The sequence below is a fragment of the Janthinobacterium sp. TPC_1 genome (assembly GCF_056037845.1).
Genome location: NZ_CP195157.1, coordinates 1579110 through 1600775, shown reverse-complemented (window position 1 = coordinate 1600775; position 21666 = coordinate 1579110). Strand labels below are relative to the sequence as shown.

General features: G+C 62.8%; 19 protein-coding genes and 4 pseudogenes. 11 read left to right on the top strand and 12 right to left on the bottom strand.

Translation table 11 applies throughout. The features are described from left to right. Positions 1 to 38: 38 nt before the first annotated feature. Together glmS and ACQVLG_RS07790 are read left to right on the top strand one after the other, a co-directional pair. On the top strand, positions 39 to 1868 hold the full coding sequence (glmS, locus tag ACQVLG_RS07795) for a glutamine--fructose-6-phosphate transaminase (isomerizing) (RefSeq protein ID WP_474293800.1): 1830 nt from the start codon (positions 39 to 41) through the stop codon (positions 1866 to 1868). Positions 1869 to 2018: 150 nt separating this feature from the next. Further along, complete coding sequence (locus tag ACQVLG_RS07790; protein WP_474293798.1) at positions 2019 to 3137, top strand: serine hydrolase domain-containing protein; 1119 nt, start codon at positions 2019 to 2021, stop codon at positions 3135 to 3137. Positions 3138 to 3164: 27 nt separating this feature from the next. Here the strand turns inward: ACQVLG_RS07790 and ACQVLG_RS07785 are convergent, their stop codons facing one another. After that, entirely contained in the window at positions 3165 to 4070 is a 906-nt protein-coding gene (locus tag ACQVLG_RS07785) for a LysR family transcriptional regulator (protein ID WP_474293796.1), read from the bottom strand. Between the two features lie 129 nt (positions 4071 to 4199). On the opposite strand from ACQVLG_RS07785, the gene msuE reads away from it, so the two are divergent. From msuE to ACQVLG_RS07770, 3 genes and pseudogenes are all read left to right on the top strand, one after another. Further along, the gene (gene msuE / locus ACQVLG_RS07780; RefSeq protein WP_474293794.1) at positions 4200 to 4781 is read left to right on the top strand and encodes an FMN reductase; all 582 of its coding nucleotides are present in this window, start codon (positions 4200 to 4202) and stop codon (positions 4779 to 4781) included. Positions 4782 to 4851: 70 nt separating this feature from the next. Beyond that, the gene (locus tag ACQVLG_RS07775) at positions 4852 to 5835 is read left to right on the top strand and encodes a DUF1852 domain-containing protein (protein ID WP_474293792.1); all 984 of its coding nucleotides are present in this window, start codon (positions 4852 to 4854) and stop codon (positions 5833 to 5835) included. Between the two features lie 23 nt (positions 5836 to 5858). Then, positions 5859 to 6882 (top strand): annotated as a pseudogene (locus ACQVLG_RS07770) (methionine synthase). 193 nt (positions 6883 to 7075) lie between these two features. On the opposite strand, the gene ACQVLG_RS07765 reads toward ACQVLG_RS07770, so the two are convergent. From ACQVLG_RS07765 to ACQVLG_RS07735, 7 genes are all read right to left on the bottom strand, one after another. Beyond that, positions 7076 to 7606: a hypothetical protein gene (locus ACQVLG_RS07765; protein ID WP_474293790.1), complete on the bottom strand. Its 531-nt coding sequence runs from the start codon at positions 7604 to 7606 to the stop codon at positions 7076 to 7078. After that, entirely contained in the window at positions 7570 to 7938 is a 369-nt protein-coding gene (locus ACQVLG_RS07760; protein WP_474293788.1) for a hypothetical protein, read from the bottom strand. The genes ACQVLG_RS07765 and ACQVLG_RS07760 overlap by 37 nt, the downstream gene beginning before the upstream one ends. A 112-nt stretch (positions 7939 to 8050) precedes the next feature. After that, a complete protein-coding gene (locus tag ACQVLG_RS07755) occupies positions 8051 to 8881 on the bottom strand; it encodes a hypothetical protein (RefSeq protein WP_474293787.1) in 831 nt (276 codons plus the stop codon). Positions 8882 to 8928: 47 nt separating this feature from the next. Next, positions 8929 to 9138 (bottom strand): hypothetical protein, encoded by a 210-nt coding sequence (locus tag ACQVLG_RS07750; protein ID WP_474293785.1) that lies wholly within the window; start codon positions 9136 to 9138, stop codon positions 8929 to 8931. 37 nt (positions 9139 to 9175) lie between these two features. After that, on the bottom strand, positions 9176 to 10423 hold the full coding sequence (locus ACQVLG_RS07745; protein ID WP_474293783.1) for a type II toxin-antitoxin system HipA family toxin: 1248 nt from the start codon (positions 10421 to 10423) through the stop codon (positions 9176 to 9178). Continuing rightward, complete coding sequence (locus ACQVLG_RS07740) at positions 10410 to 10739, bottom strand: helix-turn-helix domain-containing protein (RefSeq protein WP_099408184.1); 330 nt, start codon at positions 10737 to 10739, stop codon at positions 10410 to 10412. The genes ACQVLG_RS07745 and ACQVLG_RS07740 overlap by 14 nt, the downstream gene beginning before the upstream one ends. A gap of 146 nt (positions 10740 to 10885) precedes the next feature. Then, complete coding sequence (locus ACQVLG_RS07735; RefSeq protein ID WP_474293781.1) at positions 10886 to 12508, bottom strand: methyl-accepting chemotaxis protein; 1623 nt, start codon at positions 12506 to 12508, stop codon at positions 10886 to 10888. 268 nt (positions 12509 to 12776) lie between these two features. On the opposite strand from ACQVLG_RS07735, the pseudogene ACQVLG_RS07730 reads away from it, so the two are divergent. Further along, positions 12777 to 13289 (top strand): annotated as a pseudogene (locus ACQVLG_RS07730) (DUF3772 domain-containing protein); the annotation flags it as partial. A 164-nt stretch (positions 13290 to 13453) separates the two neighbouring features. On the opposite strand, the gene ACQVLG_RS07725 reads toward ACQVLG_RS07730, so the two are convergent. Next, complete coding sequence (locus ACQVLG_RS07725) at positions 13454 to 13663, bottom strand: hypothetical protein (protein ID WP_474295923.1); 210 nt, start codon at positions 13661 to 13663, stop codon at positions 13454 to 13456. 89 nt (positions 13664 to 13752) lie between these two features. Here ACQVLG_RS07725 and ACQVLG_RS07720 point away from each other — a divergent pair, with 89 nt between their 5' ends. Continuing rightward, on the top strand, positions 13753 to 15198 hold the full coding sequence (locus ACQVLG_RS07720; RefSeq protein ID WP_474295579.1) for a mechanosensitive ion channel family protein: 1446 nt from the start codon (positions 13753 to 13755) through the stop codon (positions 15196 to 15198). Between the two features lie 10 nt (positions 15199 to 15208). On the opposite strand, the gene ACQVLG_RS07715 is transcribed toward ACQVLG_RS07720, so the two are convergent. Then, positions 15209 to 15697 carry a DUF2938 domain-containing protein gene (locus ACQVLG_RS07715; RefSeq protein WP_474293779.1) on the bottom strand — a complete coding sequence of 163 codons (489 nt, stop codon included), beginning with the start codon at positions 15695 to 15697 and terminating at the stop codon, positions 15209 to 15211. Positions 15698 to 15759: 62 nt separating this feature from the next. Here ACQVLG_RS07715 and ACQVLG_RS07710 point away from each other — a divergent pair, with 62 nt between their 5' ends. The 4 genes and pseudogenes from ACQVLG_RS07710 (at position 15760) to ACQVLG_RS07695 (ending at position 19795) form a co-directional block, all read left to right on the top strand. Continuing rightward, the gene (locus tag ACQVLG_RS07710) at positions 15760 to 16404 is read left to right on the top strand and encodes an ArsR/SmtB family transcription factor (RefSeq protein WP_474295577.1); all 645 of its coding nucleotides are present in this window, start codon (positions 15760 to 15762) and stop codon (positions 16402 to 16404) included. Continuing rightward, positions 16404 to 16916, top strand: a complete 513-nt coding sequence (locus ACQVLG_RS07705) for a ClbS/DfsB family four-helix bundle protein (protein WP_474293777.1) — start codon at positions 16404 to 16406, stop codon at positions 16914 to 16916. Before ACQVLG_RS07710 ends, ACQVLG_RS07705 begins: the two co-directional genes overlap by 1 nt. Before the next feature lie 109 nt (positions 16917 to 17025). Beyond that, positions 17026 to 18741, top strand: a complete 1716-nt coding sequence (locus ACQVLG_RS07700; RefSeq protein ID WP_474293775.1) for an NAD+ synthase — start codon at positions 17026 to 17028, stop codon at positions 18739 to 18741. Next, positions 18738 to 19795 (top strand): annotated as a pseudogene (locus ACQVLG_RS07695) (bifunctional nicotinamide-nucleotide adenylyltransferase/Nudix hydroxylase). The gene ACQVLG_RS07700 and the pseudogene ACQVLG_RS07695 overlap by 4 nt, the downstream one beginning before the upstream one ends. A gap of 24 nt (positions 19796 to 19819) precedes the next feature. On the opposite strand, the gene ACQVLG_RS07690 reads toward ACQVLG_RS07695, so the two are convergent. Together ACQVLG_RS07690 and ACQVLG_RS07685 are read right to left on the bottom strand one after the other, a co-directional pair. Beyond that, positions 19820 to 20650: a hypothetical protein gene (locus ACQVLG_RS07690; protein WP_474293773.1), complete on the bottom strand. Its 831-nt coding sequence runs from the start codon at positions 20648 to 20650 to the stop codon at positions 19820 to 19822. Positions 20651 to 20764: 114 nt separating this feature from the next. Continuing rightward, positions 20765 to 21666 (bottom strand): annotated as a pseudogene (locus tag ACQVLG_RS07685) (LysR family transcriptional regulator).

Here is a 21666-nt window from a genome sequence, read left to right as displayed (position 1 = left end):
GCATGCTTGCATTGATTAAATTTTAGACAGAGGTTTCCATGTGCGGCATCGTCGGCGCGGTAGCGCAGCGTAATATCACTCCCATCCTGCTCGAAGGCTTGAAGCGCCTGGAATACCGCGGCTACGATTCCTGCGGCATCGCCCTGCACGCGGATGGCCGGCTGCAGCGTTCGCGCTCCACCTCGCGCGTGGCTGAGCTGGAAAAGCAGATCGGCGAAGAAGGCTTGAGCGGTTTTACGGGCATCGCCCACACGCGCTGGGCCACGCATGGCGCCCCCGTCTCGTTCAATGCGCACCCGCACTTTTCCCCAACGGAAGAAAATGCCCGCGTGGCGCTGGTGCACAACGGCATCATCGAAAACCACGACGAACTGCGCGCCGAACTGACGGCCTTGGGTTACGTCTTCCAGAGCCAGACGGATACGGAAGTGATCGCCCACCTGGTCGAGCACATGTACAACGGCGATTTATTTGAAACCGTGCAGCAGGCCGTCAAACGCCTCGACGGCGCGTACGCGATCGCCGTCTTCTGTCGCGACGAGCCGCACCGCGTGGTGGCCGCGCGCCAGGGCTCGCCCCTGATCGTCGGCCTGGGCAATGGTGAAAACTTTGTCGCGTCGGACGCCATGGCGCTGGCCGGCACGACCGACCAGATCATCTACCTGGAAGAAGGCGACGTGGTCGACCTGCAACTGTCGCGCTGCTGGATCGTCGACGTCGATGGCAAGCCGGTCGAGCGCGAAGTCAAAACCGTGCACGCGCACACGGGCGCGGCCGAGCTGGGCCCGTACCGCCACTACATGCAGAAGGAAATTTTTGAACAGCCGCGCGCCATCGGCGACACGCTCGAAGGCGTGACGGCCATCATGCCGGAACTGTTCGGCGACGGCGCGTATAAAATCTTCAAGCAGATCGACCGCGTGCTGATCCTGGCCTGCGGCACCAGCTCGTATGCGGGCATGACGGCGAAATATTGGATCGAAGCGATTGCGAAAGTGCCCGTCAGCGTGGAAGTGGCCAGCGAATACCGCTACCGCGACAGCGTGCCGCACCCGAACACGCTGGTGGTGACCATTTCGCAAAGCGGCGAGACGGCCGACACCCTGGCCGCCCTGAAACATGCGCGCAGCCTGGGCATGCAGCACACCCTGACCATCTGCAACGTGGCCACCAGCGCCATGGTGCGCGAATGCGCCTTGGCCTACATCACGCGCGCCGGCGTGGAAGTGGGCGTGGCGTCGACCAAGGCGTTTACGACGCAGCTGGCGGGCCTGTTCCTGCTGACCCTGTGCCTGGCGCAAGTCAACGGCCGCCTGAGCGAAGAGCAGGAAGCGGCGCACCTGAAAGCCATGCGCCACCTGCCCGTCGCCATCGCTTCCGTGCTGGCGCTGGAACCGCAGATCATCGCCTGGTCCGAGGAATTCGCGCGCAAGGAAAACGCCCTCTTCCTGGGCCGCGGCATGCACTATCCGATCGCCCTGGAAGGCGCCTTGAAACTGAAGGAAATCTCGTACATCCACGCCGAAGCGTATCCGGCCGGCGAACTGAAACACGGCCCGCTGGCTCTGGTGACGAATGAAATGCCGGTCGTCACCATCGCGCCGAACGACGCCCTGATCGAAAAGCTCAAATCGAACATGCAGGAAGTGCGCGCCCGCGGCGGCCAGCTGTACGTCTTTGCCGACGTCGATTCGCGCATCAGCTCCGGCGAAGGCCTGCACGTCATCCGCCTGCCCGAGCACTACGGCGATTTGTCGCCGATCCTGCACGTGGTCGCGCTGCAATTGCTGGCGTACCACACGGCACTGGCGCGCGGCACGGATGTGGACAAGCCAAGGAATCTGGCGAAGTCGGTGACGGTGGAGTAAGCCGGGCGGGTGCCGCCCCGGGCCAGCAGGAATGAAAAGACAACGCCACCTCCAGGTGGCGTTGTCTTTTATCAGGCACCGCTGTACCCATTGTGCGAGAATGCCTCTCCCCCCTCGATGGTGCGCATGATGATCAAACTCGCCGCAATCATGACTGGCATGACACTCGTGCTGGCCGCTTGCAAGCCCGCAGCCACGGCACCTGCGCACGACATTCCTGCGGCCATGCGCCAGACCGCGACCACCCTGCTGCAGTCGCCATTGCTGCACGCGACCTCGATTGCCGTCGTGTATCGGGGCAAGCAATTCATGCTGCATCAAGGCGAGCTGGAGACCGGCAAAGCCAATCCGCCGGACGACACAACGCTGTATGAAATCGGTTCGGTCAGCAAGACTTTTGCCGGCCTGCTGCTGGCGAACGCCGTGCTCGATGGCAAGGCCGCGCTCGACGATCCCATACAAACGTACCTGCCGGCCGCCTACCCGAACCTGCAGTCGCAGGGGCAGCCCATTCGCTTGCGCCATTTGATCACGCACACGAGCAATATGCCGGGCATGCTGCCCTTGCAGGTGAACACCGTCTTGCAGGATTTCACGGCACACGCCACGCCGGCAAAGCTCAATGCCGCCTACGCTGGCTACGGGCAACGGCAATTCTGGCAGGACTTGCACACGGTTAGCATCAAGGGCCCGCTGGGCAAGGACTACGCGTATTCCAGCGCCGGTACGGAACTCGTTGCGCACACGCTCGAAACAATCTATGGCATGCCCTATGAAGTCCTGCTCACGCAATGGCTCGCGCGCGAAGCGGGCATGCAGGATACCAGGCTGAGCATCACCGCCAAGGATGCGGGCCGGCTGGCGCCCGGCTACCACAGCGACAATCCCGTCGTCACCACGCCGATGCCGCAGCTGCCCTGGGGGGCGGCGGGCAACCTGAAGTCGACGATGCCGGACATGGCGAAATACCTGCGCCTGCAATTGGGCGCCCATCCCGCCGTCGTCGAATCGCACCAGCCGCTGGTCCGCTTTCAGGACGACTTCAGCATTGCTTATTTCTGGAACATCGGCAGCAATCGCCAGCTGGGCACGCATTATGTGCACCATGGCGGCGTGCCGCGTGCGCAAAGCTACGCCTACGTCGTTCCCAAATATCAGCTTGGCGTCTTCATCATCACCAACCAGAGCGGCGACGCTACGGCCGCGGCCATGGAAAGCGCGCTGGCGCATATTTTCGACACCGTGGAAGCCATGGAAGGCCCGCGGTAGCCGGCCTCAGCGAACAGGCGTGCGTGCTTAGCTTCCTTGCGCAATCGCAATGGCCGGCTGGCGCGCCAGTGCGATGAAGGCGCGCACGTAGTCGATGGCGGTGTCCGTCTCGCGTGCGCCCAGGAAGATCTGCTTGGCGATGCCGCGCGCGCCCAGGCGCACGGGCACCACGTCCATCTTGGCCGCGTATTCCTCGACCAGCCAGCGCGGCAGCGCGGCCACGCCGCGGCCGCTGGCCACCATCTGCAGCATGATGTCGGTCGTTTCGATGGCTTTGTGGCGCTTGGGCGTGACACCGGCCGGCAAGAGGAATTGATTGTAAATATCCAGGCGCTCGATGTCCACGGGGTAGCTGATGAGCACTTCCCGGGTCAGTTGCTGCGGCTGTACATACGCCGCCGACGCCAGGGCGTGGCCCTTGGCCACGACGAGCACCTGCTCGTAGTCGAACACGGGTTCGAAGGTCAGCCCTGGTTTGTACAGCGGGTCGGGCGTGACCAGCAAGTCGATTTCGTAGCCGAACAGCGCGCCGATGCCGCCGAACTGGAACTTCTGCTTGACGTCCACATCCACGTCGGGCCACGCGGCCAGATACGGCGACACGATCTTGAGCAGCCACTGGTAGCAAGGGTGGCATTCCATGCCGATGCGCAGCGCACCGCGCTCGCCCTGCGCAAACTGGCCCAGGCGCTCTTCGGCCAGGTCCAGCTGTGGCAGCACCCGGTTCGCCACCGCCAGCAAGTACTGGCCGGCCTGCGTCAGGCGCAAATTTCTCCCTTCGCGCAGCCAGACGTCGGTGCCCAGTTGCTGTTCCAGCTTCTTCATGCTGTGGCTCAGGGCCGACTGGGTCAGGTGCAGCACGCCTGCGGCGGCCGTCAACGACCCTTGTTTTTCGACTTGCTGGACGATGCTGAGGTGGATGCGTTCAAGCATTGGAATGAGCCATATTCATGGATGTATGAAATATGACCATTATACTTCATCGATTCCTCCGGCTATCATCCACTTTCCTGTTGCCGGCATTTACCAGGCCTTCGCGCATCACTCCCTATGAAAGCAAACATGACACGCCCACTGCGTTTAGTCGCCGTCTCCGGCGGCCTGCAACGCCCGTCCAAGGCGGCAGCCCTGGCCGAGCACCTGATGGACCTGATCGCGGACGAAGTGCTGTGCGAGCAACGCCTGGTCGAACTGGGCCAGCTGGCGCCGCAGCTGGCCGGCGCCGTCTGGCGCTCGCAGCTGCCCGAGACGGTGGAGCGGGAACTTGCGGCCGTCGAGCAAGCCGACATCGTGGTGGTGACCACACCGGTCTATCGCGGCTCGTACACGGGGCTGTTCAAGCATTTCTTCGACTTCATTCATCAGGACGCCTTGATCGACAAGCCTGTCCTGCTGGCGGCCACCGGCGGCAGCGAGCGCCATGCCCTGATGATCGACCACCAGTTGCGGCCGCTGTTCAGTTTCTTCCAGGCACGCACCTTGCCGCTGGGCGTCTACGCGACCGACAAGGATTTCCTCGACTACCGCCTGCAGGACGAGGCCCTGATCCAGCGGGCCGCACTGGCGGTGCAACGTGCCTTGCCCTTGGTCGGATTGACGCGCCATGCGAGCTCTGCCACGACGCAAGAGCTGGCCGCCGCCTGAGACGCATGGCCACAGTCGCCAGGCAATCAACCCATTCACCTTTTCGCAGAAATCAGGATAGCAGATCACCATGAGCAACGACTTTGTATTCAGCATCAAGAGCATTGTTTTCGATGAAAACTATCATCCATCGGACAATACGCGCCTGACGACCAACTTTGCCAATCTGGCCAGGGGAAAGAGCCGCCAGGAGAACTTGCGCAACACCCTGAAAATGATCGACAGCCGCTTCAACAGCCTGGCGCACTGGGACAACCCGAAGGCAGACCGTTATTCTGTCGAGCTCGAAATCATTTCCGTCGAGTTGAATATCGATGTCAAAGGCGGCAACATCCCGCTGATCGAGATATTGAAGCCGAATATCATCGATAAAAAAACCGGACAACGCATCGAGGGCATTGCGGGGAATAACTTCTCCTCTTACGTGCGCGATTACGATTTCAGCGTGCTGCTGCCAGAACACAACAATAATCAAGCCACATTCAGCGCACCAGAGGACTTCGGCGATTTTCATGGCAAGCTGTTCAAGCACTTTGTCAGATCCGATGCTTATCAAGAGCGCTTCAGCAAGCCGCCGGTCATCTGCCTCAGCGCTTCGAGCAGCAAGACCTATCAGCGCACGGAAAATCAGCATCCCATCCTGGGAGTCGAGTATCAGCAAAATGAGTTCTCCTCGACGGATGCCTATTTCGAAAAAATGGGCATGCAAGTGCGCTATTTCATGCCGCCAGACAGTGCCGCCCCGCTGGCGTTTTACTTTATCGGCGACTTGCTGGCCGACTACAGCAATCTGGAGCTGATCGCCACCATCAGCACGATGGAAACATTCCAGAAGATTTATCGGCCCGAGATTTACAACGCCAATGCCGCGGCGGGGAAATGCTATCAGCCCAGCCTGAAGAATCAGGATTATTCACTGACGCAAATTGTCTATGACCGGGAAGAGCGCAGCAGCCAGCTGGCTGTCAAGCAGGGCAAATATACGGAAGAGCACTTCATCAAGCCCTACAAGCATATTCTTGAACAATGGGCTGCCGCCACGCTCGTTGATTAATCACAATACACGAAATCACCATCATGAAAAAATTATTACCTACTTCAACTGCCGGCAGCTTGCCCAAACCTTCCTGGCTGGCGCAGCCTGAAAAACTCTGGTCGCCCTGGAAATTACAGGACGAGGAATTAATCGAGGGCAAACAGGATGCCTTGCGCTTGTCGCTGCAGGAACAGCAGCAGGCAGGCATCGATATCGTCAGTGATGGCGAGCAAACCCGCCAGCATTTTGTCACCACGTTCATCGAGCATCTGAGCGGCGTCGATTTTGACAAACGCGAGACCGTCCGCATTCGTGACCGCTACGATGCGAGCGTGCCGACCGTTGTGGGCGCCGTGAGCCGCCCGAAGCCGGTGTTTGTCGACGACGCCAGATTTTTACGCCAGCAAAACGCAGCCGATCAAATGGGCGCTGCCAGGTCCGATGACGATGATCGATACGCTGTATGACAGCCACTATAAAAGCCGCGAAAAACTGGCCTGGGAATTTGCCAGGATCCTCAATCAGGAAGCGCGGGAACTGGAGGCGGCCGGCGTCGACATCATCCAGTTTGACGAACCCGCATTCAATGTGTTCTTCGATGAAGTCAATGACTGGGGCATCGCCACCCTGGAGCGGGCGATCGAAGGGCTCAAATGCGAAACGGCCGTGCATATCTGCTATGGTTACGGCATCAAGGCCAATACGGACTGGAAAAATACGCTGGGGTCCGAATGGCGGCAATATGAGGAATCGTTCCCCAAGCTGCAGCAGTCGAATATCGACATCATCTCGCTGGAATGCCACAACTCGCGCGTGCCCATCGACCTGATTGAACTCATACGCGGCAAAAAAGTGATGGTCGGCGCCATCGACGTGGCCAGCAATACCATTGAAACGCCGGAGGAAGTCGCCAACACCCTGCGCAAGGCGCTGCGCTTTGTCGATGCCGACAAGCTCTACCCGAGCACCAACTGCGGCATGGCGCCATTGTCGCGCCGCGTGGCAAGAGGCAAATTGCATGCGCTTAGCGCGGGCGCGGACATCATCCGAAGAGAAATCTCCTAGCTGGCTGGTGACATGCCCTTGCCGTATTGAGCGGGGTGTGCAACTTTATTGTTTATTGATAATCACATCAGATGCATGATGCAAGTGTGTGCTTGACCCTGCGGGGATCCCCGCAGGGTATTGAGCAAGACGATGAAAATATCCTGGAATGCATTAAATCTTGTCTCGAACATTGAACGCTCGTCAGCTTCGCTTATTTGCTATCCCTGCTATTTCCCATGACCTTGTTCTTTGCATCGGGACGGCCGCTTATCTCTTCAGCACCTCTCTTAATCACTGCGGCCAGTCGCATCGATTGCTGACGCTCTGCGGTAGCGAGCAATGACGGCATCAGTTCGCGCGGTACCTGTCCATGTTGCAGAGCTAGCTCATAGAAGGCAATCCGCTGCGCTTCGGTGAGCGTCTGTTTCTCAAGGCAACAATCTGTCGATACCGTCGCCTGCAGCGCCCACATGCCGAATACTTCGCCGCTTTCAATCGCCGTTCGTGCAACCTGTATGGCGCCATTTTCAACGGCCCAGGAAATTGCCCGGCAAGGCTGTTCGTCTTGGCGCGCAAGCTGTTCCTTTAGCCTTTTTTGCAGTTTGATGGTGAACGCCAATCCTTGCAGACTTGCTTTTTCTGCAGCCACGCATACGGCCTTGTTGGGAAAATCGGATGCATTTGCATGGACCGCCTCCAGGAAAACTATCTCTGCATTGCGGTATTCCCCCTTGTTGACCATGAAGAGGTAGGAACCTGCCGCACGCTCAAATGCCACCTCGCGCTTGCGCGCGGCAATTTCAAAATCCTTGGGGCCGAAGATGGCCCAAACAGAGCATCCGGCGAAAGCCAGCAGGCCAGCAGCATCAGCTTCCAGAATACCTCTCCCCGGGTTCTTGCAATCAATATCAAATTCACCAATAGCGTTGTCAACCAGATAGCGGGCGCCACGGTAAAGATCAGGAACATGCCTGTGTAATGATCTTTCAATTGGAACGGGAGGATATATCCAGCCACGAATGCAGCAATCAAGGACAGCCAGAAGTAAGCTTGCAGACCGACAGCATTGCGCATATTTGCTCCAATAGTGAGACTTTTTTCGTTCACTGCTGAGGTGATCTCTGTCGCTCTGACATCTAACGTTCCAGTTATCGTTTGATCAGGATCTAATGAATTTAAATGTCCCCTACCAGCCAATGGCGGCAGCCGAACGGGCTTGCTGCAAATCCGCGCGTAGCGCTTTTAACTGTGTTTCAGAAACGTCGATACGCTCGATTCCGGCGAGAGTGACGCGCCAAGCATGGCGACGGTCGAAGACAATCGAACCATTTGGTTCTTGCACTGTGACACCAGGTGGAGCATCTTCACTGGACCAGTAGGCAATGGCATTGATGGTTGCCGGATCGGCGCCCTTAATTTTTTGGCCGCCGTAATACGCTGCATGATTGTCTGCAGCTAACTCTTCCAGCCCACCCGACGATATGGCAAGGCCATCCTTTCTAAGTACCAGCAATTCGTGAAACGTCGCTGCATCAGCACCTGGGATAGGCTGATCCCTGTGCAAGACCCAGGTGCCATCGGTATGGAAACTCGTGTAGTGCATCGATGTTTTTGGTGGGACGGGTTTTATTTTTTCAAAATCGAGAGGTGGCGTCAGTGACAGGCGGCGCCCGTGTACGAACTGGTTCGTGCCATCGCTGAGAAAGGAATCGTTGCCGGGAAGGGGCGCCAGCGTTTCAAAGTCGACGGGGCCATCAATATATTTTTGAAACAGGAGCAACTCTGACACACGTGGCCGTAACAGCTCACCAGGTATTCTCTGCACAACACGGTGGACGCGGTAAATCGAATTTCCAAACTGCGTATAGTTCAGGCCGCCGAACGAACGCGTATGCAGCGTAGCCGGACAGCTACTGAAAAGACCCTCGATAAGACGGTTGTCTTCGTCAACCCAGCTAACCGTGCATGTTTTATCCGGATTCATCATTCGGCCAGCTGCCGCCAGGAACGCCAGCATGAGCACAATGCCCAAGCCAACAATGAACTTTGATATATTTTGCCAAATCACTGTGCCAAGGTACTGATCTTGATATTCTGGATGGCAATCGCTGCTTTGTCTCTGGCGCACACTTCTCTATCACTGGTGCTTTTCTCCATGGATGCACACACTCGTTCGAGCAAGGTCGGAGCTTGTTTGTAGCATATGAGTTCGCTAAGCATGTCCATATCCGCAGCATACTGGATGCTGAAAGCCGGTAAGTTGATATCTGTCATGAACACTGCTGACGGTATAAACCGCCTTATGCCTGCCCTAAGCCAACCGTACCAGCATCACCCGCAAGCGCTCCGCCATCCGTGCCCGCAAGGCCGCGTTCAGCAGCGGCGCCACCTGCGCAAAAGCTTCGGCGATGCGCCGCAGCAAGGCATCGACATGCTCCTCCGCCTGCAGGCGCGTGGCGAAGCCGAAACGGGTGTGATCGCGCAACATGGCGTCGCGCGTGATGTCGCGGCGCCCGGCGCTCACTTGCATGAGCAGCGTTTGCGGGTCGTCTTCCGTATCCGGCACGACATCGAACGCGGGCGAGAGGCGCCAGCACTGTTCATCCAGGTCGAACAGCACGGCGTGGTTGCGCGGATGGTCGTCGTTGTTGCCGACGACACCGTTGAAGACCATGCGGCCGAACAGCTCGATGCCGTCTTCCGGCGGCGCGCCGATGCGCCGGAGTTCTTCGGCCAGGCGGGGATAGCTGGCGCCATCGCTGTCGGCCGCGTCCACCGGCGGATATTGCACTTGCAGCAGCGAAGCGGCGCTGGCCGTCATGACGCGTTGCGCGCCGCGCCGGTCGTAGCGCAGGATGCGCACGACGCTGCGTTCGGCCGTCAATGCATGGTGGCGCGTGTCGGCGAAACGCAGGCCGGCCGCCTTGCCCCATTGCATGGTCGCGTATTCCAGCAGCGCCAGGTCGACCGTATCGGTCATCAGGCCCGGTTTCACCAGCCAATAGTCTTCGCCGTCCCGCACCGTGGCCTTCGGGCGTGCGCCGCCCATGCTCGGGGTGGCGAACAAGCGCTTGCGCAAGGGCGCATTGAGTGGCGGCCGGCTTTCCGCGATGGCCAGCAGTTCCTGCACCAGCGCGTCAAGCTGATGCAGCCTGGGACTGGCCAGCTTGGCAATGTTCGGTTTGGGCGTGTCGCCCACGGCCAGCGCACCCCAGCGGTCGCCATTGCCCGACAGGCGCAGGAACTCGATGGCCGTGGCTTTTTCGCCCAGCTGGTGTGCGCGGCGTATCAGCATCTGTCCCCAGGAATCCGGACTCGCGTCGCGCAGCACGTCATGCAGGCCGCCATAGCGTCGTCGCGCCAGGTGTTCCATGCCGGGAATGAAAGGCAGATTGACGGGATCGATGCTCCAGGACAAGCCCGCATCGGCATAGCTGGGCGCGTACAGAAAGTTGCCGATGCCGGTCTGCGCATCGAGCATATAGCGGCCCACCACTACCCACGCGCCGTTGTCGGGCCGCTGCAGATAGACAAACAAGGGACGGCTAGAAGTAGCCATCGTCGCCCTCGTTCAAGGCGGGGCGGCTGCGGATGTTGGCGCTGTCCATTTGCCACAGCACCGCGTCGGGTTCCGGCGCCGTGATGGCGAGGATGCCGAGCACGTGGAAGGCGGCCAGGAACAGGCCCACGTTGACGGACGCTTCCCCCCTTTCCATGCGCTGCAGGGTGGGGTGTGAAATGTCGAGGCGGGCGCACAGGTCGCGTGCCGTGATGTTTTGCTGCACGCGCTGCTTGCGCACGCACTGGCCCCATATCCTGAGCCGCTCGTTGACGAGCGTCGGCATGGCGTCTTCCGGGCGGGCACGTTTTGTCATGATAAGGAAGTGAACATATTTTTTATATTGTAGTCCTTAATTGAAAGAATATGTCCACAGTCCTTCATTTTGAAGGTAAACATAAAATTGAATTTAATGATGCTAAATTCAATCTTATATTCATGGTGCGCGCCGTTGCCCTATTTTCAAAATTCCTCCCACTGCGCCGGTGCGCAGGCGCGTTGCGGCGTGGCAGGGGCTGGCAAGGTCGCTGCAGCCGCGCCGTCCAGCTTGAAGGCGCTCACCACCTGCGCCAGAGTAGCCGCCTGCTCCTGCATGGCGGCCGCGGCGGCGGCCGATTCTTCCACCAGGGCCGCGTTTTGCTGGGTGACGTTGTCCATCTCGCTGATGGCCTGGTTGATTTGCTCGATGCCGGCCGTCTGTTCCGCGCTGGCCGAGGTGATCTCTTCCATGATGTCGGTAACGCGGCGCACGCTGTCGACCAGGTCGTGCATGGTGCTGCCGGCCTGGTGTACGAGCTCGCTGCCGGCCGCCACGCTTTGGGTCGAGTCGTCGATCAGGGTCTTGATTTCCTTGGCCGCCGCCGCCGAGCGGTGCGCCAGGCTGCGCACTTCCGTGGCCACCACGGCAAAGCCGCGGCCCTGCTCGCCTGCGCGCGCCGCTTCCACGGCCGCGTTCAAGGCCAGAATGTTGGTCTGGAAGGCGATGCCATCGATGACGCCGATGATGTCGGCAATCTTGTTTGACGCGGCGTCGATTTGGCGCATGGTCGCCACCACTTGCGCGATGACGGCGCCGCCGCGCTGCGCCACGCCCGAGGCCGTGTCGGCCAGCACGTGCGCCTGGCGCGCATTGTCGGCATTCTGCTTGACGGTCGAGGTCAGCTCTTCCATGGACGAGGCCGTCTCTTCCAGCGAACTGGCTTGCTGCTCCGTGCGCGCAGACAGGTCCAGGCTGCCCGCCGCCACTTCGGACGAGGCCGAGGCGATCGTTTCCGTGCCGGCACGCACCGTGCCCACCGTGTGCGCCAGGTTGTCGTTCATGCGCTTGAGCGCCTGCAATAGTTGCCCCATTTCATCGCTCGACTGCACGGTGATCCGGCTGCGCAAATCGCCCGCGGCCACCGTGTTGGCCACCTGCAGCGCCGTGGCGACGGGGCCGGTGATCGAGCGCGTGATGCCGTACGCCAACGCCGCCGCGATGGCCAGCGCCGCCAGCGACATGCCGATCAGCAAGGTGCGCGTATTGGCATAAGTGGCATTGGCGTTGTCGCCCGCCGTGGTGGCCAGGGTGTTTTGCAAGCTGATTTGTTCGGCAATCAATTGTTTGTAGATAAGTAATACGGGGCGCAGCTGGCCGTACAGGTAGGCGCTGCTGTCGTCCGGCGTGCCGTTCTTGATCAGCGCCAGCAGCACCTCCTGCCCCTGCGCGTAGCGCGTGTTGGCGTCGTTCATCTTCGCCAGCAAGGCGCGTTCGCGCTCGGAATCGAGCATGCTGGCGAGTTTGCCGAGATTGCCGGCCGCCGCCTGGCGCGCGGCCAGGATGGCGTCGGTCTGCTTGCGCTGGTCGGCCGGATCGGCGCTGAGCATCATGTTGCGCAAGGCAATGGCGATGTCGTTGATGTTGGCCGACACGCTGTTGGCGAGCGCGATCTTGGGCATGCTGTCATGCACGATGTGGCCGGTGCCCTGGTTGATCTTGCCCAGCATGGCAATGCCCAGGCAAGAGATGATGACCAGCATGGCGCCGATGGCGCCAAAGCCTGTGGCGAGGCGTGTGCCGATGGTCAGGTGGGATAAAAACTTCATGGCTGTCTCGATACGGAGGGAATGGTAAAAAGGTCGGCGGCGTGCAGATGGCTGCCGCGCCGCCAAGCGGACGACGATCCTAGACCTTTTTGTTCGATATTTCCATAGGGCAATATGCCTAGTTTCTCCCCGTGGCACACGCCAGTTCCGCTTATCCTGCGGCTTGCCGGTGTTTTCCGCTATATTGGCAGGCACCCGCCGGGCCGCGCGCCATGACCGGCGCCGCTGCCAATCCGGCAGTTTTTCTCATTTTCAGCCATAGGTCCGCATGACTTCTTTCCGTCTCCGTTTCTTTCCCTTCCTGCTGGCCTTGCTGCTGGCGTGCTCGCTGGCTGCGCCGCCCGCCTGGTCGCAGCCCGTCGACGATGCCGCCACGGCCGACCAGCGCCTCGACGGCTTGCGCAAGCAGATCACGGCCATCCAGAAGGCGCTCGATGGCGAGGCGGAACTCGATGACGCGACCCTGTCGCAGATGCGCGCCGATGCGCTGGCGGCCAGCGCCGAGGCGGACAAGGTGGCCGAGGCGCTCACGCCCACGCTGTCGAGCGTGCAGGCGCGGCTGGCCGAGCTGGGCAAGCCGGCGGCGGGCACGAAAGATGCCCCCGACGTGGCGGCGCAGCGCAGCCAGCTGGACCGCACCAGCAGCGCCCTCGACGCGCAGGTGAAACTGGCGCGCCTGCTGGCCGTGGAAGCGACGCAAGCGTCGGAACAGGTGTCGACGGCGCGCCGCGCGCAGTTGCAGGCGCGCCTGGGCGAGCGCACGGCGTCGATTTTGGCCGGTTCGTTCTGGAAACAGCTGCATGCGGAATTGCCGCAGAATCTGCAGCGCCTGCGGGCGCTGGAGCTGGAATTGGCGAATGCGGCCAGCGCCACGCCGTGGTCGGCCTGGGGCGGCTTGCTGGCCGGCATCGTGGCCGTGATCGGCACCAGCATCTGGGCGTCGCGCTATCTGCTGGTGATCACGGCCACGCGCGTGCCGCATGGCCGCTTGCGCCGCTCGCTGCATGCGCTGGCCGTGCTGGTGCTGGCGGCCGCCACGCCGGGGCTGGTGGCGGAATTGCTGGCCATGGGCTTGCGCTGGGAAGGCGGCCTGTCCGAAAAGACGTCGACTTTCCTCAGCAGCTTGATCGGCATCATCTGTTTTGCCGGTTTCACGGCGGGCCTCGGTCACGCGCTGCTGTCGCCGTGGCGCGTGTCGTGGCGTTTGCTGCCCCCCGCCCGACGCCGACGCGCTGGCGCACCGCTTGCGCCATTTTCCGTCGATGTTTTCCTTTATCGTCGTGCTCGTGTGGGCGACGGAGCGCGTCACCATCGTCATCAATGCGGGCCTGTCGACGGCCGTGGCCGTCAATTGCATCGTCGCCCTCGTGATGAGCACGACCATCGCCTACGGCTTGATGCGCGCCGAGCGCTGCTGGCGCCTGTTGCGCGAGGCCGACCCCGCCACCCTGCTCACGCCGTTCTGGCTGCGCTGCATCACTGTGCTGCTGTGGCTGGCGCTGGCGTCGAGCGTCATCAGCTTGCTGGTCGGCTATGTGGCCTTCGGCAGTTTTGTTGCCAAGCAAATCGCCTGGGTCATCGTGGTGGTGGGCAGCACCTATCTGCTGACGGTGCTGGTCGACGATATCTGCATGCTGCTGGCCTCCACCCCGCCGCCGCCGGACGCCGTCAACCCCGTGCTGGCCACGCCCAAGGCGCGCGACCAGGCGGCCGTGTTGCTGTCGGGCATCGGCCGTGCCATCGTCGTACTGCTGGCCCTGATGCTGCTGCTGGCGCCGTTCGGTGAAGGGCCGGGCGAGCTGTTCCAGCGCGTCGGCAAGCTGCAGGATGGCCTGGCCATCGGCGAGGTGGCGATCCGCCCGTCCGCCCTGATCCAGGCGCTGCTGGTGCTGGTCGTCGGCTTCGTGGCGCTGGGCCTGTTCAAGCGCTGGCTGCAAAACAGTTATTTGCCGACCACCAATCTCGATTCCGGCATGCAAGTGTCGTTCATCACCCTGTTCGGCTATATCGGCGGCGTGCTGGCCGTGGCGCTGGCCCTGTCGGCGGCCGGCATCGGCCTGGAACGCATCGCGTGGGTGGCGTCGGCCTTGTCGGTGGGTATCGGTTTCGGCTTGCAGGCCGTGGTGCAGAACTTCGTTTCCGGCCTGATTCTATTGGCCGAGCGCCCTGTGAAAGTGGGCGACTGGGTGTCGCTGGGCGGCGTGGAGGGCGACATTCGCCGCATCAATGTGCGCGCCACGGAAATCCAGTTGGGCGACCGTTCCACGGTGATCGTGCCGAACTCGGAATTCATCACCAAGACGGTGCGCAACGTCACCCTGGCCAATCCGCTGGGTCTGGTGCAAGTCAAGCTGCCGCTGCCGCTGGGCACGGATGCGCAAGCGGCGCGCGCGCTGATCCTGTCCGCATTTGTCGACAATCCCGACGTGCTCGACACGCCGGCGCCCAATGTGCAGCTCGACGGCATCGACAATGGCTTGTTGCTGTTCAACGCCACCGGCTATGCCTCGTCGCCGCGCCTGACGTCGGGCATCCGCAGCGCCCTGCTGTTCGAGCTGCTCAAGCGCCTGGACGAGGCGCATATCGCGATCGCCAAGCCCAGCACCATGGTGCTGAGCACCGTGCCGGCGCAGTCCGAGGCGCCGCTGATCCCGGCGGTGGCCGCCCCCGTGCCGCCGCTGACGAGCTAGCCGGCACAAGTCAGCGCACGGTCGACCACAGCAGCGCCGCCAGGTACAGGCCGATGCCGAACGCCGTGTGGGCCATCAGGCTGCGCAGGCGGGCGGCGGTCGGATGCGGCGTCTTGCTGGCGGCCAGGCCGGCGCCCATGCCCGGCTGCAAGATGCAGAACGGCGCGGCCACGCTCACGAGGCCCGCCAGCAGGGCCGGCGCGAACGTCGGCCCTTGCACCCAGTCCTGTCCCACCAGCGCCAGCAGCACGGCCGCAAACAGGACGCCGATGACGTAATGGGCCGTCCAGCCCAGAATCGCTTCATCGCGCACGGGTGCCGCCTGGGCGATGTTGACGTGGCGCAAAGTGCCGCGCGGCAGATGGCCGAGCCAGCGCCCCACCATGGCAAAGTTCAGCGAGGGTATGCACCAGAAACGTTTTAATGCCACCGCCCACACATCCATCACCGCCGTCGCGCCCACGCCGATCGCCAGGGCATCCAGCCAGAGTATTTGCATCGTGTCTCCCTTATAACATTCAATTGATTGCTTGATGTTATAAGGGTGCTAGCATCGTGTCAATGAAAAATGCCGATATCGAATTGCTTGCCGGTTCCGCCGGATTTGCCCATATTTTAGGCAGCGCGCCGCGCTTGCGCCTGCTCGAACAGATCGCGCACGGCGAATATGCGGTGGAGCAGTTGGTGGAGTTGACGGGCCTGTCCGTGGCGAATACCTCGCAGCATCTGCAGCAGCTGCGGCGCGCCGGTTTCGTGCAGGCGCGGCGCGACGGCAAGCGCGTGCTGTACCGCCTGGGCAGCGGCCCTGTGATGCAGTTGCTCGATGCGCTGGAGCTGTATGCGCAGCACCAGCGCAGCGAATTGCAGGCGCTGGGCCGGGGCGAGCACGTGGAAGCCATCACGGGTGACGAGTTGCTGGAACGCATGCAGGAAGCGAGCATCACCGTGCTCGACGTGCGGCCAGCGCAGGAATTTGCCGCCGGCCACTTGCCCGGGGCGATCAATATTCCGTTTGATGACTTGCAGCGCCGCCTGGGCGAGTTGCCCGCGAACGCGGAGATCGCCGCCTACTGCCGCGGCCCGTATTGCGTGCTGTCCGTGCAGGCCGTGGCCGCCCTGCGCCAGCACGGCTTGCCTGCGCGCCGCCTCGGCAGCGGCTACGACGACTGGCAGGCGGCCGGCTTGCCTGTCGTGAAGGCGGCGTGATGGCGATCCCGAACAGCAAGCAGGAACTGGTCGAGGCGATTACCACCACGTACGCGAAACTGGCGCAGGAGCTGGCGCGCGTGCCGCCGGCCTTGGCGCGCGATCCCGTGCTGGAGGGACAAGTGAAAGGCACGCGCATGAGCGTGTGCGATTTGCTCGCCTACCTGGTGGGCTGGAATGAGCTGGTCCTGCACTGGCACGCGCAGCTGCGCGAGGGCAAACGCATCGAGGATATCGCCTTTCCCGCCGAAGGTTTCACGTGGAACGCTCTCGGCGCTCTGGCGCAGCGCTTTTATGCCGACTATGCTGAACTGGGCATGGACGACTTGCTGCAGCGCCTGGCACAGGCGAAGAACCGGCTGCTGGCGCTGATCGAAAGCCATGACGATGCGCAATTGTATGGCCAGCCCTGGTACACGCATTACACGATGGGGCGCATGATCCAGTTCAATACGTCGTCGCCGTATGCGAATGCGCGCACCCGCTTGCGGGCCTGGCTCAAAACTTTGTAGCGGCAGGATCGGCAGGCTTGCACGATTGCATCAGTACGCTCTGAAAATTTTTCAGGCAGGATAGTGGTCTCAAGTGCCACAATTATGCGTAACCAATTGAAGGATCGCCATGCTGACCATCGCCCTCGCCCAGATGAATCCCACCGTGGGCGACTTCGACGCCAATGTCGCCGCCATCACTGCGCGCATGGCCCGCGCCGGCAGCGATGGGGCCGACCTGCTCGTATGCCCGGAACTGTCGCTGTGCGCGTATTACCCGGGCGACCTGTTCGAAGATGCCGCCTTCCTGCGCGGCCTGCAGCAGGCACTGAATCAGCTGCTGGAAGCATCGACGCGCTGGCCGGAACTCGTCACCGTCATCGGCACGGCGCGTCCGAATCCCGGCGTCGGCAAGCCCCTGTACAACGCCTTGCTGGCCATCCGCGACGGGCATATCGTCGCCGAATATTACAAGCAGCTGCTGCCGACCTACGGCATCTTCGACGAGGGCCGCCATTTCGAGCCCGGTCCGCCCGGCGCCTGCACCTTGACTATCGCCGGCTGCAAGGTGGGCTTCATGATTTGCGAGGATGGCTGGAACGACGATGGCCGCGCCTACGCCGTCAACCCGTTTGAGGCCCTGCACGCGGCGCGTCCCGACCTGGTCGTCAGCATCAACGCCAGCCCGTCCGACATCGGCAAGCGCGCGCAGCGCCACGCCGTGTTTGGCGCCGCCTGCCAGCGCGTGAATCTGCCCCTGCTGTTCGTCAACCAGGTGGGCGGCCAGGACCAGCTCGTGTTCGACGGCGCCTCGTTCGCCATCTCGCCCGGCGACGGCCTGCAATTCGAGGCGGCCCGCTTCGTCGAGGATTTCCAATTGCTGCGTTTTGCCGATGGGCGTTTCGCGCAAGCCGATGGCCAGCCCTTCCCCGTGCCGGACCCGGACGGTATCCCCGCCGTGGAGTTTGCGCGGCGCCAGATCGTGCTCGGCTTGCGCGACTACGCGCGCCGCTGCCGTTTTAGCAAAGTCGTCGTCGGCTGCTCGGGCGGCATCGATTCGGCGCTGACGCTGGCCTTGGCCGTCGAGGCGCTCGGTGCCGACAATGTGGTGGCGATCACCATGCCGTCCGTATTTTCCAGCGCCGGCTCCGTCACCGATTCCGTGGCCCTGTGCGCCAACCTCGGCATCGCCCTGACCACGCACCCGATCCGCGACATCGTGGCGCAGTACGAAACAGGCTACGCGGCGGCCTTTGACGGCAAGCTGCAGGGGCTGCCACTGGAAAACCTGCAGGCGCGCGTGCGCGGCACGATCCTGATGGAATACTCGAACGCGTTCGGCGCCCTGCTGCTCACCACCGGCAACAAGAGCGAAATCTCGGTCGGCTACTGCACCCTGTACGGCGACACGAACGGGGGCCTGGGCTTGATCGGCGACCTGTATAAAACCGAGGTCTTCGCGCTGTCGCGCCACCTCAACGCCAGCGCCGGGCGCGAACTGATCCCCGTCGCCGTGCTCGAGAAACCGCCGTCGGCGGAACTGGCGCCCGGCCAGCGCGACACGGACAGCTTGCCGCCATACCCGGTGCTCGATGAAATTTTAAAGTGGCATATCGAGGGACGGCGTTTGCCTGCGGCCGAAAGCGCGCAGGCGCTGACCCTGGTCGACCAGCTGCGCGAGACGGACGAGGGGCGGGTTCTCGTGACGCGCATCCTCGGCATGGTCGCCCGCAGCGAGTACAAACGGCGCCAGGCGGCGCCCATCATCCGCGTGCGTTCGCGCGCCTTTGGCAGCGGGCGTCAATTGCCGATCGCCGCCCACTACCCCACCGGAGACGACGCATGACCTTATCCTATTGCGCCGACGCGGCCATCCTGATCGGCCGCTTCCAGCCTTTTCACAATGGCCATGCGGGCTTGCTGCAGAAGGCGCTGGCGACGGCCGCGCAAGTGGTGGTGGTGCTCGGTTCCGCCTTCCATGCGCGCAGTCCCAAAAACCCGTTTACGTGGCAGGAGCGGGCCGCCATGATCGCCGCAACGTTACCCGAGGCGCAGCGCGCGCGCGTGCATTACGTGGCCGTGCGCGATTACTACGACGATGGCCTGTGGGCCGACGCCGTGCGGCGCGCCGTGGCGGGCGCCGTGCCCGCGGCGCAGCGCGTCACCCTGGTGGCCTGCTTCAAGGACGCCACCAGCTATTACCTGCACCACTTCCCGCATTGGCAGCTATTGAATCTGGAGATCGATCCCGGCGCACCGATCGGCGCGACGGCCATCCGCAACGTGCTGTTCGAGGCGGAAGACGTCGACGTGTCGCTGAGCGCCGTGGCGCGCAGCTGCTGCCGGCGGCCATCGGCCAGTATGTCAAAGCGTGGACCTTGCTGCCGTGGTACGCGCCGCTGGTGCAGGAATACCGCGCCATCGAAGCCTACAAGGCGCGCTGGCGCACGGCGCCGTATCCGCCCATCTTCACGACCGTGGACGCGCTGGTGCAGACGGGCGGCCACGTGCTGCTGGTGCGCCGTGGCGGCTATCCGGGCAAGGGCCTGTGGGCCTTGCCGGGCGGCTTCCTGGAGCCGCGCGAACGCCTGCTGCAGGGCGCGTTGCGCGAGCTGGCGGAAGAGACCCAGCTGGGCGTGCTGGCGCCCACCCTCGTCGAGGCGCTGGTCGGCGTGGCCGTGTTCGACCACCCGGACCGCAGCCAGCGCGGGCGCACCATCACGCACGCGCATTATTTCGACCTGAAGACGCGCCAGCTGCCGGCCGTGACGGCGGCCGACGACGCGGCCCTGGCGCAGTGGGTGCCCGTGGCCTCGCTGCCGGCCATGGAAGAGCAATTCTTCGAAGACCACTTCCACATCCTGAACCACTTCCTCAAGCTCACGCACGAGGGGCGCTGAGGGCAGCAACCTTATCGGCGCGCGTCAGGACGTCACGCGTTCCCAGCCATGCTTGATGGCCGCCTTGAAGTTGTCCCACGCCGACTGGGGATACGTGTGCTCCCACGTGGAACGCAGGTCCGCTTCCACCTCGTCCCATGGGCGGCCCCGGTAGCTGTCGCTGTTGGCCATCGAATGGCCATAGCGGTAGGCGGGATCGTAGTCCTCGAAGCGCGCGCCGGTGGCGACATACGTGGTGCTCCAGTGGCTGCGGTAGTACTGCTCGTCGTCGTAGCTGGTGCCGGGTAGGTTCTCCGCGCCTGGATAGCGGCGCACGTTGGCGCCCGTGCCGGAAGGCGGCGGGGCCATGCCGCCCGCAAATTGCTGCGATACGGCCGCCGCTTCGTTCAGGTTGCCGCTGGGCGTGCCCTGCTGCGATGGCGCGCCGGACTGCATGCTGGCGCCCTGGCGCCGCGCGCTGTCATCTTGCGGCGCGCCTTGCCAGCCGCCGGCGCGCCAGTGCTCGGCATGCGCATCGATGTCGAGCGGCGCGTAGCGCTCGACGAGGTCGGTGGCGCGCTGGAGATCGGCGTCGCTCGCTCCCTCCAGCGTCAGCACGACGTGCCCGCGCCGTACGGCTTCCGCATAGATGTGGCGGTCGGCATGGCTGCCGAACAGGTCCGTAAAGAAATGCTTGATGCTGTCGAGCAGGCTGTCACTGTCGTCGCGGCGGATATTTTCCGTGGCGGAAAAGTCGTCGCTGCCCGCATCGTGCAGGCGGATGCTGGCGCCGGGGAAGCCCGCCGTGATCAGGTCGTGCCGGGCGCGCTCGGCCATGTCGCGCACGGCGAAAACTGCTGCCAATGTATGTGCCATGATGGTCTCCATTCGATGAACAACGTCCTTTCAGTGTAGGCCGCGCACACCGAAAGGGGCGCCCGTTTGCCCCCTGGAATCGTTGTACTGATCAAGTATTGACGACGTGAAACCTCAGTCCGGCGTGCCCACGAACGCGCGCAAAAAGTCGATAAAGGCGCGCACCTTTTCCGCAATATGCTGGGTGTTCGGATACACGGCATACACGCCCTGTTCCGGGAAGACGGCGCCGGGCAGCAGACGGCGCAGGCGTCCCGCGCGCACCTCCCCTTCCACCAGCCACTGCGGCAGCAGGGCCACGCCGCAGCCGCCCAGCGCAAAGCCCAGCAGGGCCGAGGCGGAGTCGGAATGGATGGCGGCGTCGTCCTGCGCGGCAAAGGCGGCCGGGCCGTCCGGCGTGTGCACGTCCCAGCGCAGCGGCGAGGCCAGACGGCTGTGCGCCAGCCAGCGCGCGCGCTGCAAGTCGTCCAAGGTGGCGATGTCCCTGCCGGGCAGGCTGGCCAGGTAGGCGGGCGAGGCGACGGGCCAGATGGCGTACGGCTCGATCAGCGCGGCGCGGTAGCTCGAATCGTTGAGGGACCCATGCGGATGGCCAGGTCGTAGCGGCCCGAGATCAGGTCTTCATGCGAGGACGACGACGAATGCTGGATCTGCAGCTGCGGGTGGGCGGCGGCGAAGGCGATCAGCGCGGGAATCACCGTGCGGCTGCCGTATTCGACGGTGGTGGTCAGGCGCAGGGTGCCGCGCAAGCCTTGCTGGCCCTGGCGCGCCGTCTCGATGGCGCCGTGCGCTTCGCTCAGCACGCGCTGGCAATCCTCGTAAAAGCGCCGCCCCACGTCCGTCAGTGCCAGGCTGCGCGTGCTGCGTGTGAGCAGCGACACGCCCAGCTCCGCCTCCAGCTGTTTCAAGTTAAAACTGACGACGGCCTTGCTCTGGCCCAGCACGGCGGCGGCCGCCGTCAGCGAACCGGCGTCGACGATGGCGATGAAAATACCCAGGCGGTCAAGACTGATCAT

Excerpts from the sequence above, each read along its gene's own strand:
- ACQVLG_RS07765 (WP_474293790.1), bottom strand. The coding sequence starts at position 7,606 with ATGGTCAACAAGGGGGAATACCGCAATGCAGAGATAGTTTTCCTGGAG.
- ACQVLG_RS07740 (WP_099408184.1), bottom strand. The coding sequence starts at position 10,739 with ATGACAAAACGTGCCCGCCCGGAAGACGCCATGCCGACGCTCGTCAAC.
- ACQVLG_RS07785 (WP_474293796.1), bottom strand. The coding sequence starts at position 4,070 with ATGCTTGAACGCATCCACCTCAGCATCGTCCAGCAAGTCGAAAAACAA.
- ACQVLG_RS07790 (WP_474293798.1), top strand. The coding sequence starts at position 2,019 with ATGACTGGCATGACACTCGTGCTGGCCGCTTGCAAGCCCGCAGCCACG.
- msuE (WP_474293794.1), top strand. The coding sequence starts at position 4,200 with ATGACACGCCCACTGCGTTTAGTCGCCGTCTCCGGCGGCCTGCAACGC.
- ACQVLG_RS07755 (WP_474293787.1), bottom strand. The coding sequence starts at position 8,881 with ATGCTGGCGTTCCTGGCGGCAGCTGGCCGAATGATGAATCCGGATAAA.
- ACQVLG_RS07700 (WP_474293775.1), top strand. The coding sequence starts at position 17,026 with ATGCTGACCATCGCCCTCGCCCAGATGAATCCCACCGTGGGCGACTTC.
- ACQVLG_RS07750 (WP_474293785.1), bottom strand. The coding sequence starts at position 9,138 with ATGACAGATATCAACTTACCGGCTTTCAGCATCCAGTATGCTGCGGAT.
- ACQVLG_RS07760 (WP_474293788.1), bottom strand. The coding sequence starts at position 7,938 with ATGCGCAATGCTGTCGGTCTGCAAGCTTACTTCTGGCTGTCCTTGATT.
- ACQVLG_RS07705 (WP_474293777.1), top strand. The coding sequence starts at position 16,404 with ATGGCGATCCCGAACAGCAAGCAGGAACTGGTCGAGGCGATTACCACC.
- glmS (WP_474293800.1), top strand. The coding sequence starts at position 39 with ATGTGCGGCATCGTCGGCGCGGTAGCGCAGCGTAATATCACTCCCATC.
- ACQVLG_RS07715 (WP_474293779.1), bottom strand. The coding sequence starts at position 15,697 with ATGCAAATACTCTGGCTGGATGCCCTGGCGATCGGCGTGGGCGCGACG.
- ACQVLG_RS07735 (WP_474293781.1), bottom strand. The coding sequence starts at position 12,508 with ATGAAGTTTTTATCCCACCTGACCATCGGCACACGCCTCGCCACAGGC.
- ACQVLG_RS07775 (WP_474293792.1), top strand. The coding sequence starts at position 4,852 with ATGAGCAACGACTTTGTATTCAGCATCAAGAGCATTGTTTTCGATGAA.
- ACQVLG_RS07745 (WP_474293783.1), bottom strand. The coding sequence starts at position 10,423 with ATGGCTACTTCTAGCCGTCCCTTGTTTGTCTATCTGCAGCGGCCCGAC.
- ACQVLG_RS07690 (WP_474293773.1), bottom strand. The coding sequence starts at position 20,650 with ATGGCACATACATTGGCAGCAGTTTTCGCCGTGCGCGACATGGCCGAG.
- ACQVLG_RS07710 (WP_474295577.1), top strand. The coding sequence starts at position 15,760 with ATGAAAAATGCCGATATCGAATTGCTTGCCGGTTCCGCCGGATTTGCC.